This is a genomic window from Chromobacterium subtsugae, assembly GCF_001676875.1.
In the GTDB taxonomy this organism is placed as follows: Bacteria; Pseudomonadota; Gammaproteobacteria; order Burkholderiales; family Chromobacteriaceae; genus Chromobacterium; species Chromobacterium subtsugae.
Map to the genome: position 1 here is coordinate 24,954 of NZ_JYKA01000016.1, position 14,251 is coordinate 39,204.

Sequence of the window (14,251 nt, forward strand, 5' to 3'; positions counted from 1 at the left end):
CAAAACAATAAGGAGTTGCCCATGCCTCAACGCAACAAACTCGTCATTATCGTGGATGCCTATGGCCCCGCCCGCCACTTCCGCCACTACTTGCAGCAGCAGGGCTATCTGTGCGCGCACCTGCTCGGCACCCCCCAACCGCTGCCGCGGCTGAAGCTCACCGAGCTGGATCGTTACGATGCGGCCTTGATCCATCACGGCGACCTCGCCGCCACCGCGCGGCGCATCGAGGAGCTGGCGCAGGAACTGGATGCGGAACTGCAGGAGATTCTGCCGGGCGTGGAGCCCGGAGTGCTGCTGGCGGACCAGCTCAGCCATCGCTTCCAGTTGCGCAGCAACGGCATCGCGAAAAGCCTGGCGCGGCGCGACAAATCGGTCATGGCGGATGTCCTGTCCGCCGCCGGCGTCAAGGTGCCATCGTATTGCCGCACCGCCAGCCTAGACGAGGCGCTGGCGTTTTCCCGCGGCCAGCAATGGCCGCTGGTGCTCAAACCGCTGGACAGCGCAGGCACCAACGGGGTGTTCTTCTGCCATTCCGAACAGGAACTGGCCCACGCCTTCGATCAAGTGATGGGCGCCGAGAACAATATGGGCCTGATCAACCAGGCGGTCTTGGTGCAAAGCTTCCTGCAAGGCAAGGAGTACATGGTCAACACCGTCAGCCGCGACGGCCGGCACCTGATAACGGATATCTGGTTTGCCGAAAAGACCCGGATCTCCGGCTATGCCTACATCTACGACAAAAACCACTTGATCGACAGCGGCTCGGCAGAATACGCGCTGCTGCGCGACTACGTCTTCACGGTGCTGGACGCGCTGGATATCCGCTATGGCCCCGCCCACGCCGAGGTCATCATCACGCCGGACGGGCCGGTGCTGGTGGAAGTGGCTTCCCGCATCAGCGGCGGCGTCGATCCGGAATTCAACCAGCTTTGCCTGAGCCATGACCAGATCACGCTGACCCTGGAAAGCTATCTGCGGCCGGACGCCTTCCTGCAGCGCATCGGCCAGCGCTACCAGATCCGCAAGCATGGGCTGCAGCTGTTCCTGTCGTCCAGCCAGGCCGGCGTCGTGACGGCATTCGACTTCCCGGAACATTTGTCGCGGATCGCCAGCGTGGTGAACTACAACCTGAAACCCAAGGTAGGCGATACGCTGGCGAAAACGATAGATCTGAGCAGCTCGCTGGGCATCGTCCACCTCGCCGCGGACGACCAGGCCACGCTGCAGGCCGACTACCAGCACATTCAGCATCTGCTCGCGCGGCATCTGCAGTTTGCCTAGGCGATGATCTGGCGCAAGGGGCCGCCCGGCGCGCCTCTTGCTCCCGCCCGGGAATTGGCGTCAAATGGCCGGATAGCCCTGCGGAGGTGGACATGTTCACGCTGGTCATAGGCAACAAGAACTTCTCGCCCTGGTCGCTGCGCCCCTGGCTGGTGCTGAAAATGCTGGACGAACCGTTCAAGGAACAGCAGATCGATCTTTACCTATCCGACAGCAAGGCCCGCATTCTCGCCGCCAACCCCGCCGGCAAGGTGCCGGTGCTGGTCGACGACAAGCTGCGGGTCTGGGACTCGCTGGCGATCTGCGAATACCTGGCAGAGTGTTTCCCCGCCGCCGGCTTATGGCCGGACGATAGCAAGCTGCGCGCCGTCGCCCGGTCCATCATGGCGGAAATCCACTCCGGATTCGCCGCTTTGCGGCATTCCTTGTCGATGGACATCTCGCTCAGGCAAATAGACTACGAAACTTCGCCCGCGGTGGAATCGGACATCGCGCGCGTCGTGTCGCTCTGGGAAGAGCATAGACAGCGGCATGTGGCTGACGGCGAATTCCTGTTCGGCCGCTTTTCCATCGCCGACGCGTTTTTCGCGCCGATCTGCACCTGCTTCGAAACCTACAACGTCAAGCTGCCGCCGGTATCGCAGGCCTACGTCCGCCATATCCTGTCGCTGCCCGCCATGCAGGAATGGTATCGGGCTGCCCGCCAGGAAAGGCAGCGGCAAGCTTAGTCAATTCTGTCGCAAATCGAGTGGAACAACGCGCCATAAGTCATTAGAATGGCGCGTTTTTTATTTTTTCATTACACCGAGGAATCCGACATGAGCACCCCCTTCATCATTGGCGTGGCCGGAGGCAGCGGCAGCGGCAAAACCACGGTTACCAACAAGGTGCTGGAAACCATTGGTTCCGAGATGGCGGCGGTGATCATCCAGGATTACTACTATCGCGACCAGAGCCACCTGACCTTCGAACAACGGCTCGGCACCAACTACGACCATCCGCAAGCCTTCGACTGGCCGCTCTTGATCTCGCACATCGACGATCTGCGCAACGGCCGCGCCATCGAGATGCCGGTGTACGACTTCGCCAACCACACCCGCTCCGACCAGACCATCACCGTGCAGCCGGCGCCGGTGATCGTGATCGAAGGCTTGTTCCCGCTGTACGACGCCGCGCTGCGCGAAATGATGTCGCTGAAGATCTTCGTCGACACCGATTCCGACGTGCGCTTCATCCGCCGCCTGAAACGCGACATCGCCGAGCGCGGCCGCACCATGGAAAACGTGATCGAGCAATACCTGTCTACCGTGCGCCCGATGCACAACCAGTTCATCGAGCCGACCAAGCGCTTCGCCGACGTGATCCTGCCGCACGGCGCCAATGATCCGGCGGTGGACATCATCACCACCAAGGTCGCCAGCCTGATGGTGTGACGGCCCCGCGCGCCAAGCCATGAAGCCGCCCAAGGGCGGCTTTTTGCTTGCCCGATTGACGCCGCGGGCCGCGCAGGCGGACAATCGCCGCTCGCGCCATCCGGCGCTTCCACACCGAGACAAACATGCACACCATCAAACCGCGCAATCCGCTGGCTTGCGCCGCCATCCTGAAAAAGGGCGGCGCCCACGGCCGCAGCCGCTCCGGCCAGCGCCAATCGCAAAAACAGGCGCTATGGGCCGAACTGGATCAAGACTGGAATCTGGAAGCCGATCTTCCGCCATCGCCGCTCGCGGCTCGCGCCGGCCAAGACGCCGACGAGGCTTTTTCGCCGCGCCAAGCCCCAAAAGAAACAGGCCATCGCAAGATGGCCTGTTTCTTTTGGGCGCATGCCGCCTGACAATCCGGCACACTTCGTTTACACAGAATCACACGCCGCGCCGGTAAAATGCGGCATCGCCTCATTCAAGATGGACATACCGCCATGAAATGGATCGCCACCACCCTGCTGATGTTGCTGCTGGCCGGCTGCGGCTCGCTGGGCCTGAAGAAGCCGCAAGTCGGCCTCAGCAATATCGAACCCGGCAACAGCACGCTATTCGAACAGAACTTCACCGTAACCCTGCGCATCCGCAACCCCAATCCGATACCGCTCAGCGCCAGCGGGCTGAATTTCGAACTTATGCTGGGCGGCGAAAAACTGGGCGGCGGCGCCAGCAACCAGGCCTTCAGCGTGCCGGCCCAGGGCGAGAGCCTGGTGCCGCTGCAGGTTCACACCTCGCTGGCCGCCTGGATCCGTCAGCTCGCCAACTGGCAAAAGCTGCCCGACGGCAAGCTGGATTACCAAATCCGCGGCGAGCTGCAAGGCCTGAACGGCCTGGCCACCCTGCCCTTCGACAACAAGGGCGAATGGAAGCTGCCAGCCCGGGGCCGCTAAACCTCACTGGCGCGGCAACGCCACGCAGTCGTTGCCGTCGAAGCTGACGCTCAGCACTTCCTGGGTTTTCTTGTCCACCACGAAATTGGTGGTGCACTTGTAGTGAATGGTGCCGCCGCCGCTGACGCCGTCGCTGACCCAACGGCCCGGGGTTTCCACCACCTTGGTCTGGCCGTTGCTGTCGGTCACGCTCAGCTTGGTGCCGGGCTCGTAGCGGGTGTTCTGGGTCAGCGGCTGCTGCTGGGTGCTTTCCTTGACATAGGCATACAGCGTGTTGCCGTTGGGCATCTTCAGGCTGTTGCTGGGCGCGCCCCACTCGGCCAGCAGTTCGTTGACGTCGCGGCCTTGCCAGCGGTACACCTTTTGCGCATAGCCCTGCTGGGTGGGAATCATCGAGCAGCCGGCCGCCAGCAAAGCCAGCAGCGGTAAGCACAGCTTCTTCATCGTTTGCCTCGTCTGATTAGCAGATTCGGCCATTGTCACGTCTGTTGCGCGAAAACGCCAGCGCCGGCAATCCGCCATCGCTGCCGCCGGCGTCGACGGCGCCGCCCAAAACCAAACCCCGCGCCTGACGGCAGCGGGGTTGGGCAAGACATCGGCAAGCGCTTACAGCTTGAAGCGGCTGAAGGCCTCCTGCATGCTGCGCGCCACGCCGTCCAGGGTTTTCAGCGTCTGCTGCGCGCTTTGCAGCGCGGCGTCGGAATCCAGAATCTTGTTGTTGATGGATTCGGTGCTCTGCGCCATCGCGGTGGTGGCGTTATGCTGCTCGCCGGTGGACAGCGCCACGTCGCCGATCTTCTCCACCACCTGCCGCATCGCGCGGGTGATGTCCACCAGCCGCTCTCGCGCCGCCTCGGTCTGCGCGGCGCTGCTGTCCACCGCGCCGATGGTGCTGTTCATATTGCCCACCGCCTTGCCGGTTTCGGACAGGATGTTTTCCACCATCTTGCCGATCTCCACCGTCGCCGAACCGGTGCGCTCGGCCAGCTTGCGCACTTCGTCGGCCACCACCGCGAAGCCGCGGCCCTGCTCGCCGGCGCGCGCCGCTTCGATCGCCGCGTTCAAGGCTAGCAGATTGGTCTGGTCGGCGATGTCGCTGATCACGCCGGTGATCTTGGAGATCTCCTGCGAGCGTTGCTCCAGCGACGCGAGCAAGCCGGATAGTTCGCCCACCGACTGGCTGGTGCGCGCCATCGCGCCGCTGATGCGCTGCAGCTCCTCGGCGCTGGCCTGGGAGTTGGCGCCGGTGTCGCGCGCCAGTTCGTCGGTTTCGCGGGTGGCGTCGGCGATGTGCGAGATGCTCACCGTCACCTGCTCGATCGCCGCCGCGTTGGAGCTGGAAATGTCGGCCAGCGTGTGGGAATCCTCAGCCAGCCGCTCCACGTCGCCGCCGACCGCGATCACGCCGTCGGCCAGCTGCACCGCCTCGCTGCGCAATTCGCGGAACAGGCGGTTCAGGCGGCCGACGAACTGGTTGAAGGCTTCGGCCATTTGCGCCACTTCGTCGTCGCCGGCCGCTTCGATGCGGCGGGTCAGGTCGCCTTCGCCCTGGGCGATCTCGCGCAAGGCGTCGCGCACCTGCAGCAGGCCCTTGAGCAGGCGGCGCAGATAGGCGCCTGCCAGCAGCTGGGTCAGCGCCAGCACCGCCAGCAGCGCCAGCAGCATGTCCACCATCATCTGGCGCAGCGGCGCGTCCAGCAATTCGCGGTCCACCACCACGCCCAGCACCCAGTCGCTGCCGGCCACCGAGCTGAGGCGCAGCAACCGGCTGCTCCCCTCCAGCTCGACCGTCGCCAGTTGCTGCTTGTCCAGCAGGCTGCCGATGCGGTCGGCGTCCATGCCGGGCATCAGGTCGGACAGCGGCTTGAGCGCGGTGTCGGCCTTCGGGTAGGCGATCAGCTTGCCATCCTTGCCCATCAGGAACACGAAGCCGTTGCCCGGCAGCGATACCGACAGCACCGACTTCACCAACTGGCCGATGGCGATGTCGCCGCCGACCACCTTGTTGCCGCCCGGCAGCGCCTGGGCGATGGTGATCACCAGATCCTTGATCGACGCGCTGGCCGGCTGGTAAGGCGCGGTGACGATGGTCTGGCCGCTGGCCTTGGCCATCTTGAACCAGCCGCGTGAAGCGGGATCGTACTCCGGCGTCGGCTTTTGCTTGCCGGGAATGGAGTAGACCATGCCCTTGGTGTCGCCGTCGCCGACGAAGAGCTGGGTGTAGCCGCCGGCCTCGGCCAGCTGCTGCAGATAGAGAGTGGGATCGGCTTCGTTGCCGTGGCGCAAGGCGCTGGAGATGATCTGCCGGCGCTGTTCCAGCCAGGCCGACACGAAGCGCTGCTGGCCGGTGATGGCCAGGTCCAGTTGGGTATCCACGCTGTCGGACAGGCTGTCGCGGAATTTGTAATAGGCGCTGACGGCGGTGCTGCAGGTAGCCACCAGGATGGCCAGCGCCAGCAGCAGGGCGATCTTGCTACGGATGGATTTCATGGCAATCAGCTTCTCATCGACTGTTGCCAACCCGCTGCGCGCGAAACAGGGCCGGTGCGCCAGGCCCTTTTCGCAGCAAACCGCCCACGCATCGCTGGGGGCCAAGTCCATGCCTGGAGCTTGATAGACTGTCGTTTGGCGAGTTGGCGTTTTTAGACCGGGGGATTGTAAACAACGCTTACAAATACCGCGATAGATTAAAACACAAATACTCGAACAGCCTGATTGTCATACCAATAATAGTGACCCGACATGGCATTTTCGCCACACCGGCCGCAGCCGGCGCGGCAAATCCGCCTGCCTGGTCTTTATAGCTTGAAGCGGCCAAACGCGCCCTGCATGCTGCGCGCCAGCTGATTCAACGCTTCCAGCGTCTGCATCGCGCCTTGCAGCGCCGAGTCGGAATCCAGTATCTGGTTATTGATGGATTCGGTGCTTTGCGCCATCGCGGTGGTGGCGTTGTGCTGCTCGCTGGTGGACAAGGCGACGTCGCCGATCTTGTCTATCACCTGCTGCATCGCGTCGCTGATGGCGATCAGGCGGCCGCGCGCCTGGCTGGTCAGGTCCACGCTGGTATCCACTGCCGACACGGTGCGCTGCATATTGCCCACCGCCTTGCCGGTTTCGGACAGAATGTTCTCCACCATTTGGCTGATTTCCACCGTCGCCTTGCCGGTGCGCTCGGCCAACTTGCGCACCTCGTCGGCCACCACCGCGAAGCCGCGGCCCTGCTCGCCGGCGCGCGCCGCTTCGATCGCCGCGTTCAAGGCCAGCAGATTGGTCTGGTCGGCGATGTCGCTGATCACATTGGTGATTTTGGATATCTCCTGCGAACGCTGCTCCAGCGACGCCAGCAGGCCGGACAGCTCGCCCACCGCCTGGCTGGTCTGCTCCATTTCGCTGCTGATGCGCTGCATGTCGCCGGCGCTCTCGCGCGAATGCTCGCCGGTGTTGCGCGCCAGCGTGTCGGTTTCGCGCGTCGCTTCGGCGATGTGCGAGATGCTGACGGTCACTTCCTCGATCGCCGCGGCATTGGAGCTGGAGATGTCGGCCAGCCGGTGCGAATCGTTGGCCACCTGCTTCACCGCGCCGCCCACTTCGATCACGCCGTGCGCCAGTTGCTCGGCCTCGCCGCGCAGTTCGCGGAACATGCCGTTGAGGCGGCCGACGAACTGGTTGAAGGCCTCGGCGGTCTGCGCCACTTCGTCTTCGCCATGCACCTCGATGCGGCGGGTCAGGTCGCCTTCGCCCTGCGAGATTTCACGCATCGCGTCGCGCACCTGGATCAGGCCGCGCAGCAGGCGGGTCAGGTAGCCGGAGCTCAGCGCCACCAGCACCAGCAGCACCACCGCCACGCCGCCGGCGATCAGCCAGATCAGTTGGGTCACCGGCGCCAGCACCGCGTCTTCGTCGGCGGCCACGCCCAGCACCCAATCGGTGCCTTCCACCTGGCGCAGGTCCACCAGGAAGGTCTTGCCATCGATCTCCATCGGCGTCACATCGCCGCTGGCCACCAATTGCTGGAAGCGGTTGTCGTCCAGCGCCGGGATCAGCTCGCTCACCGGCTTCAACTCCTGGCCCGGCTTCGGATAGGCGATCACCTTGCCCTGGCGGGTCAGCAGGAAGGCATGGCCGTCGCCGGCCAGCTTGATGTCCAGCACCGACTTCACCAGCTTGTCGATCAGGATGTCGCCGCCGACCACGATCTCCTGGCCCTGCGCCTTGTCGGCGATGGTGATCACCAGCTTGTCCTTGGTTTCCGGCTCGGAATCCTTATACGGATCGGTGACGATCAGCCCGCCCTGCGCCTTGGCCTGCTGATACCAGGGGCGCTGCGCCGGCTGATAGTCGGCGCTCGGCTTCACCCGGCCCGGCACAGAGTAGAACATCTCGCCGCTGTCGCCATGGCCGGCGTAGATGATGTTGAAGCCGCCGCCCTTGGCGATCTGTTGCAGATAGTAGCTGGCCTGCGGATCGCCGGCCTTCGACAGGCTGGCGCTGATCAGGCTTTTGCGCACGCCCAGCCATTCCGATACCAGTCCGCCCTGCAGTTGCAGCACCTGGGTGACTTCGCGCTTGGCTTCGTCGTAAGCGTGGTTGCGGATATTCAGGCAGGCGATGATGGCGACGCTTAGGGTGGCGACCAGGATGGAAACCGCCGTCAGCAAGATGAGCTTGTGTCGGATGGAGCGCATAAGATGATTAGCCGATGCTGATAAAAGGGCTATTATCCGTCATAGCCAACAACATGCATCGTTAAAAATAACATTATATTTAAATAATATTGCGGTCTTTAAATCAAATTACTCAGAAAATATCGCCGAATGATTGCTGCCAGCGCTCGGCCAGCCGCGCGGATTGATCCCGCACCAGCGCGTTGAAGAAGTTTTGCAGCGGATCGGCATTGCGGCGCGGATGCCACAAGTGCTCGATGCCGATCTGCAATTCGGCGTCGGCCAGCCGCTGCGCGGCCAGGCCGTTGTCTCCCCTGCGCAACACCCCGGCGATCAGGTCCGGCAGCACCGCCACCGCCGGCAGCTGCGCCAGGACGGCCGGAATCGCCAACAGGCTGGCGGTGGAGGCGATCACCCGCCGCTTCAGCCCCTGCCCGCTCAGATAATCATCCACCAAGCTGGCGCTGTCGCCGGCGTAGGAAGTATGGATGTGCGGCGGCCGCGCCAAGTCTTCGGCCCGCAGCGTCTGCGGCATCCGGATTTGCGCGGCGTGGTAGAAACAGACGAAGCGGCTGACGAACAGCGCCTGCCGGCCCAGCCGCGCGGAGGCATGCGGAAAATAGCCTATCGCGCCGTCTATCCGCCTCCGCTCCAGCGCGTCTTCCACCTCGCCGGCCGGCATCGCCACCACTTGCAGGCTCAATCCCGGCGCCTGCGCCTGCAGGGCGACGATCAGCGCCGGCAGCAAGGCCGCCTCCAGCAAATCGGGCATCGCCAGCCGGTATTCGGCCCGCAGCGCGGCCGGATCGAAAACCTGCGGCCGCAACAGCCGCTGCCCCTGCTCCAGCCAAGCCTCCAGCGGCGGCAGCAAGGCCTCCGCCAGCGGCGTCAGCTCCATGCGCCGGCCATGTCGGCACAACAGTTCGTCGCCGGTCAGCGCGCGCAGACGCTTGAGGATGTGGCTGACCGCCGGCTGGCCCAGGCATAGCCGCTCGGCGCTTTGGCTGACGCTGCGGGTACTGAGCAGCGCATGCAGCGCCACCAGGCTGTTCAGGTCCAGCTTGCGCAGCTGGACCGCATCAATATTATTCACAGTAATATTTTAGATGAAAAACATCGATTTTATTAAATAAATCGGGCTTTCTACACTGGGCGCATCCCCATCGCCGGATTCGCCTTCATGTCCCAAGCCCCCTCCGCCCGCCCGCTGCCGCGGCTGCTCGCCATCATGCTGATCGCCTGGCTGGAATTCCTGCAGAACGGCATGCTCAATTTCGCCTCCTCCCACGTGATGGGCGGCGTCGGCGCCGGGCCGGAGGAGTTCAGCCTGGCGGCCATGGCTTACGCGCTGTGCGCGGTGGTGGCGCTGTTCAACCACCAATGGTGCGTCGAGCGCTTGGGCTCGCGCCGCCATCTGCAAATCTCCCTGCTGCTGTTCGGCCTGGGCGCGCTCCTGGCCGCCAATGCCCAGACTCCGGCCGCCTTCATCGCCGGGCGGGCAGTGCAGGGCCTGGGCGGCGCGGCCTTCTTCACCGCCGCCAGGCTGGAGGCTGCCCAGCTGCCCCCGGCCTGGCGCGCGGCCGGGCTGGTGGCCTTCGGCCAGGCGCTATTGCTCGGCTCGGCGCTGGGGCCGCTGCTGGGCGGCATGATATTGCGCGCCGGCAGCTGGCGCGGCATCTTCTGGGCCATCCTGCCCTGCCTGCCGGCCGCCTGGTGGGCGGCGCGGCAACTGCCCCTGCGCCCGCCGGCGCCGCAAGCGCCGCGCTATCACCCCGCGGCTTTCATCTGGCTGGTGGCTGCGGCCTTTCTGCTGCAGTGGCTGATCCAGCAACTGCCCTACCAGCTGTTCGGCCATCCGCAATGGCTGCTGGGTTTGCTGGCGGCCGCGCTGGCTTGCTGCGCCGCCCTGCGCCTGCGCCATCCCGGCGGCGCCAGCGACCGCGAGCGCTGGCGGGCGCTGAAGCAGCCGGGCTACCTGCTGGGTCTGTTTTGCTACGCCTGCTGCTACCTGCTGGTTTCGGCCAATAGCTACATCCTGCCGGCGGTGGCCATCCAGGCGCTGGGCTTCGACGTGCCGACCAGCGGCGCGCTGCTGGCCGTCAGCTTCTTCGCCGGCATGGCCGCGTCCCTGCTGTACGCCGTCCTGCTGCGCTCGCGCCGCCCGCCCAGCCTCGCCGCCGCCATGCTGTGCGGCTGCCTGTTGCTGGCGCTGTACGGCTGGCGGATGAGCGCGCTGAACGCCGAAGCCAGCCAGCTGCGGCTGACATTGACGCTGCTGCTCAACGGCGGCTTCATGTCGCTGTTCATCATGGCCACCGCGCAACGCGCGTTCCGCGACATCGCGCCGGCCGCCTTCGGCCACGCGTATCAAACCAAGAACATCGTGCGCCAGGTGTCCATCTCCGCCGGCGTGGCGCTGGCCACCGTGTTCCTGCAGGCGCGCAACGCGCTGCACTACAGCCGGCTGGGCGAGAATTTTTCTTGGAATACGCCACAGTTTGTCGAGGTTTTGCATCAAATGCGACAATTGATGCCCGAATTGAGCGATACTCAACGCTTGGGAGTGCTGGCCGGCGAACTCGCCCGGCAGGCCACGCTGCTGTCCTGCCTGGACTTTTTCCGGCTGGAAAGCGGCATCGCGCTGGGCCTGGCCGCTGCCATCGCCTGCCTGCGCAAGCGGATGTGAGCGCCGGCTCCCGACTGTGTCCGTGTCATCAGGAAGAATCATCATGCGTAAAAGCGGCAGCCAATCGCCGACCTTTGACAAGATCATCGAAGCCAGCCTGCAGCTGTTCAACCAGGAGGGCGAGCGGGTGATCACCACCAACCACATCGCCGAGCGGATGAACATCAGCACCGGCAAGCTCTACTACCACTTCCGCAACAAGGAAGAGATAGTCAATGAGCTGTACCAGCGCTACGTGAAAGGCATGGGTGAACAACTGTCCGCCGCCATCAACCATTGCAACTCGATAGAGGCGATGGTGGGCGCGATGGAAAAGACGCTGCGCCACATCTGGAGCTTCCGCTTCCTGCCGCAAAGCCTGCCCAGCCTGTTTTGCGTCAACCCGACGCTGGCCGAGAACCACCAGCAGATTTCGCGTGGCCAGCTCAGCGACAAGCTGGCCCAGCTGTTCGCCCGCCTGCGCGAACAGGGCATGCTGCAAGGCGACGACAGCCAGCTGCAGCACCTGGTCCAGCATTTCCAGATGGTGCAGACCGGCTGGATCAACACCATCAAGCAGAACGCCAGCCCGGCCGAGCTGGAAAAACTGATCCAGTCCGGCTGCCGCAGCCTGATGTATCTGCTGACGCCCTACGTCAGCCCGCGCTTCCAGTCGCCGTTCGAGCGCGCCTGCGCGCGCTTCGCCTGATACGCCTGCGTCCCCGCGGGCATCGCCTTTGGCGTACCCGCGCGCTGCGAGGCGCTAAATAAAAAAACACCCCGCGATCGCTCGCGGGGTGTTTTCGCTCAGGCCAGGAAAACCGGGCTTAGATCATGCCTTTGCTTTTCAGCAGTTCGAACATGGTTTTGCCGATTTCGGCCGGGCTGCGGGTGTAGGCGATGCCGGCCTTCTCGAAAGCCTTGAACTTCTCTTCCGCCGTGCCCTTGCCGCCGGAGATGATGGCGCCGGCGTGGCCCATGCGCTTGCCCTTCGGCGCGGTGACGCCGGCGATGTAGCCGACTACCGGCTTGGTCACGTAGGACTTGGCGAACTCGGCCGCTTCTTCCTCGGCGGAACCGCCGATTTCGCCGATCATCACGATGGCGTCGGTGTCCGGATCATCCTGGAACAGGCGCAAGGCGTCGATGTGGCTGGTGCCCGGGATCGGGTCGCCGCCGATGCCGATGCAGGTGGACTGGCCCAGGCCCAGCGCGGTGGTTTGCGCCACGGCTTCGTAGGTCAGGGTGCCGGAGCGGGACACGATGCCGATGCGGCCCGGGTTGTGGATGTGCCACGGCATGATGCCGATCTTGCACTCGCCCGGGGTGATGATGCCGGGGCAGTTCGGGCCGATCAGGCGGATGCCGGCTTCGTCGACGGCCTTCTTCACGTACAGCATGTCCAGAGTCGGCACGCCTTCGGTGATGCAGACGATCAGCTTCACGCCGCTGTCGATGGCTTCCAGGATGGAATCCTTGGCGAAGGCTGCGGGCACGTAGATCACCGAGGCGTCGGCCTGGGTCTGACGCACGGCGTCCTTCATGGTGTTGAACACCGGCAGGCCCAGGTGCTCGGAACCGCCCTTGCCCGGGGTCACGCCGCCTACGACCTTGGTGCCGACCTTCAGCGCCTGTTCGGCGTGGAAGGTGCCGTTCTTGCCGGTGAAGCCTTGCACCAGCACTTTGGTGTCTTTGTTTACCAATACGCTCATTTTGTATTCCTCAGCTCAGTGCGGGTCTCAGGCCACGGCCTTGACGGCGGCGACGATCTTCTCGGCAGCGTCGTTCAGACCCTGGGCGGAAGTCAGTTTCAGGCCGGATTCGTCCAGGATCTTGGCGCCCAGCTCGGCGTTGTTGCCTTCCAGACGCACCACCACCGGCACGGTCACGTTCACTTCCTTCACGGCGGCGATGATCGCTTCGGCGATCATGTCGCAGCGGACGATGCCGCCGAAGATGTTGATCAGCACGCCTTGCACCGAGGTGTCGGCCAGGATCAGCTTGAACGCTTCGATCACGCGCTCTTTGGTGGCGCCGCCGCCCACGTCCAGGAAGTTGGCCGGCTGGCCGCCCTTCAGCTTGATGATGTCCATGGTGGCCATCGCCAGGCCGGCGCCGTTCACCATGCAGCCGATATTGCCTTCCAGGGCCACGTAGTTCAGGTCGAACTCGGAAGCCTTCACTTCGCGCTCGTTCTCCTGGCTCTTGTCGCGCTGGGCCAGCAGTTCCGGGTGGCGGTACAGGGCGTTGGAGTCCAGGTTGATCTTGCCGTCCACGCAGGCCAGCTCGCCGTTTTCGCGCAGCGCCAGCGGGTTCACTTCGAACAGGGCGAAGTCGTTTTCGACGAAGGCCTGGTAGGAGCCCAGCATCAGCTTGGAGAACGCGGCGACTTGCGCGCCGGACAGGCCCAGCGCGAACGCGGCGTCGCGCGCCTGGAACGGCTGCATGCCGACCAGCGGGTCCACTTCGATCTTGATGATCTTTTCCGGGGTTTCTTCAGCCACCTTCTCGATTTCCACGCCGCCTTCGGTGGAAACCATGAACACGACGCGCTGGCTGCCGCGGTCCACCACGGCGCCCAGGTACAGTTCGCGCTGCACCGGGTACATGTCTTCGCAGACCAGAACGCTGTTCACCGGCTGGCCGGCGGCGTCGGTCTGGTAGGTCACCAGGTTGGTGCCGATCAGGGTCTTGGCGACTTCGGCGGCTTCTTCGCGGCTCTTCACCACTTTGACGCCACCGGCCTTGCCGCGGCCGCCGGCGTGCACCTGGGCCTTGACGACGGCGAATTTGCCGCCCAGCTTGTCGTAAGCGGCAGCCGCTTCTTCCGGCGACTTGGCCAGAATGCCTTGTTGCACCGGCAGGCCGTAACGGCTCAGCAGCTCTTTCGCTTGGTATTCATGCAGGTTCATCTATGGTTTCCTTTATTGGAAATCAGACGGGGACACGCCCCATCCTAATCTGCTTCCGCCGCATTTGCGGCAGCCATCACTTTGCGGGAACACGTTTTACCATCTTGTCAGTCCCCATAACAAGAGAACTCCGACAAGCGCCACCCCCAGTGGCATCGGCAGGCGGCTCCTGGCCTTCTCTGAACAGATGAATACTGAACAGGGAAAACCAAGCGCCGCCACAAGCAGCACAACCCCATGCAATCCATCCAGCGCGCCAGCTTCGTCAAAGGCGATCTTCACCGCCCACAGTAGCGAGCCCACCATCAGCAATATCGCGATGATAGCCAGATGCATGGTCAGGGTCATGCCGAGT

At 64.0% G+C, this 14,251-nt stretch carries 14 protein-coding genes; 7 read left to right on the forward strand and 7 right to left on the reverse strand.

The features are described 5' to 3' along the window. Positions 1-21: 21 nt before the first annotated feature. The 5 genes from MY55_RS16865 (at position 22) to MY55_RS16885 (ending at position 3,655) form a co-directional block, all read left to right on the forward strand. Positions 22-1,284, forward strand: coding sequence for an ATP-grasp domain-containing protein (locus MY55_RS16865; protein ID WP_052258411.1), 1,263 nt, complete (start codon positions 22-24; stop codon positions 1,282-1,284). Between the two features lie 92 nt (positions 1,285-1,376). Further along, complete coding sequence (locus MY55_RS16870; RefSeq protein WP_047258560.1) at positions 1,377-2,012, forward strand: glutathione S-transferase family protein; 636 nt, start codon at positions 1,377-1,379, stop codon at positions 2,010-2,012. 90 nt (positions 2,013-2,102) lie between these two features. Next, positions 2,103-2,717: a uridine kinase gene (gene udk, locus MY55_RS16875; RefSeq protein WP_043580607.1), complete on the forward strand. Its 615-nt coding sequence runs from the start codon at positions 2,103-2,105 to the stop codon at positions 2,715-2,717. A gap of 125 nt (positions 2,718-2,842) precedes the next feature. After that, positions 2,843-3,118 carry a hypothetical protein gene (locus MY55_RS16880; protein WP_043580494.1) on the forward strand — a complete coding sequence of 92 codons (276 nt, stop codon included), beginning with the start codon at positions 2,843-2,845 and terminating at the stop codon, positions 3,116-3,118. An 84-nt stretch (positions 3,119-3,202) separates the two neighbouring features. After that, complete coding sequence (locus tag MY55_RS16885) at positions 3,203-3,655, forward strand: LEA/WHy family protein (RefSeq protein WP_065202752.1); 453 nt, start codon at positions 3,203-3,205, stop codon at positions 3,653-3,655. Positions 3,656-3,658: 3 nt separating this feature from the next. Here the strand turns inward: MY55_RS16885 and MY55_RS16890 are convergent, their stop codons facing one another. The 4 genes from MY55_RS16890 to MY55_RS16905 all read right to left on the reverse strand — a co-directional run bounded on the left by MY55_RS16890 (position 3,659) and on the right by MY55_RS16905 (position 9,412). After that, on the reverse strand, positions 3,659-4,099 hold the full coding sequence (locus MY55_RS16890; RefSeq protein ID WP_065202753.1) for a hypothetical protein: 441 nt from the start codon (positions 4,097-4,099) through the stop codon (positions 3,659-3,661). Positions 4,100-4,261: 162 nt separating this feature from the next. Then, positions 4,262-6,145, reverse strand: a complete 1,884-nt coding sequence (locus MY55_RS16895; protein WP_043580604.1) for a methyl-accepting chemotaxis protein — start codon at positions 6,143-6,145, stop codon at positions 4,262-4,264. A gap of 308 nt (positions 6,146-6,453) precedes the next feature. Then, positions 6,454-8,340: a methyl-accepting chemotaxis protein gene (locus MY55_RS16900; RefSeq protein WP_047236503.1), complete on the reverse strand. Its 1,887-nt coding sequence runs from the start codon at positions 8,338-8,340 to the stop codon at positions 6,454-6,456. Positions 8,341-8,452: 112 nt separating this feature from the next. Then, entirely contained in the window at positions 8,453-9,412 is a 960-nt protein-coding gene (locus MY55_RS16905) for a LysR family transcriptional regulator (protein WP_047236504.1), read from the reverse strand. Between the two features lie 87 nt (positions 9,413-9,499). On the opposite strand from MY55_RS16905, the gene MY55_RS16910 reads away from it, so the two are divergent. Together MY55_RS16910 and MY55_RS16915 are read left to right on the forward strand one after the other, a co-directional pair. After that, the gene (locus MY55_RS16910; protein ID WP_043580487.1) at positions 9,500-11,005 is read left to right on the forward strand and encodes an MFS transporter; all 1,506 of its coding nucleotides are present in this window, start codon (positions 9,500-9,502) and stop codon (positions 11,003-11,005) included. Positions 11,006-11,048: 43 nt separating this feature from the next. Beyond that, positions 11,049-11,693, forward strand: a complete 645-nt coding sequence (locus tag MY55_RS16915; RefSeq protein ID WP_052258408.1) for a TetR/AcrR family transcriptional regulator — start codon at positions 11,049-11,051, stop codon at positions 11,691-11,693. A gap of 118 nt (positions 11,694-11,811) precedes the next feature. Here the strand turns inward: MY55_RS16915 and sucD are convergent, their stop codons facing one another. The 3 genes from sucD to MY55_RS16930 all read right to left on the reverse strand — a co-directional run bounded on the left by sucD (position 11,812) and on the right by MY55_RS16930 (position 14,244). Continuing rightward, positions 11,812-12,696, reverse strand: coding sequence for a succinate--CoA ligase subunit alpha (gene sucD, locus MY55_RS16920; protein WP_047258561.1), 885 nt, complete (start codon positions 12,694-12,696; stop codon positions 11,812-11,814). A gap of 27 nt (positions 12,697-12,723) precedes the next feature. Continuing rightward, a complete protein-coding gene (sucC, locus tag MY55_RS16925; protein WP_043580483.1) occupies positions 12,724-13,896 on the reverse strand; it encodes an ADP-forming succinate--CoA ligase subunit beta in 1,173 nt (390 codons plus the stop codon). 96 nt (positions 13,897-13,992) lie between these two features. Beyond that, positions 13,993-14,244: a hypothetical protein gene (locus MY55_RS16930; protein ID WP_047258562.1), complete on the reverse strand. Its 252-nt coding sequence runs from the start codon at positions 14,242-14,244 to the stop codon at positions 13,993-13,995. Positions 14,245-14,251: the final 7 nt, after the last annotated feature.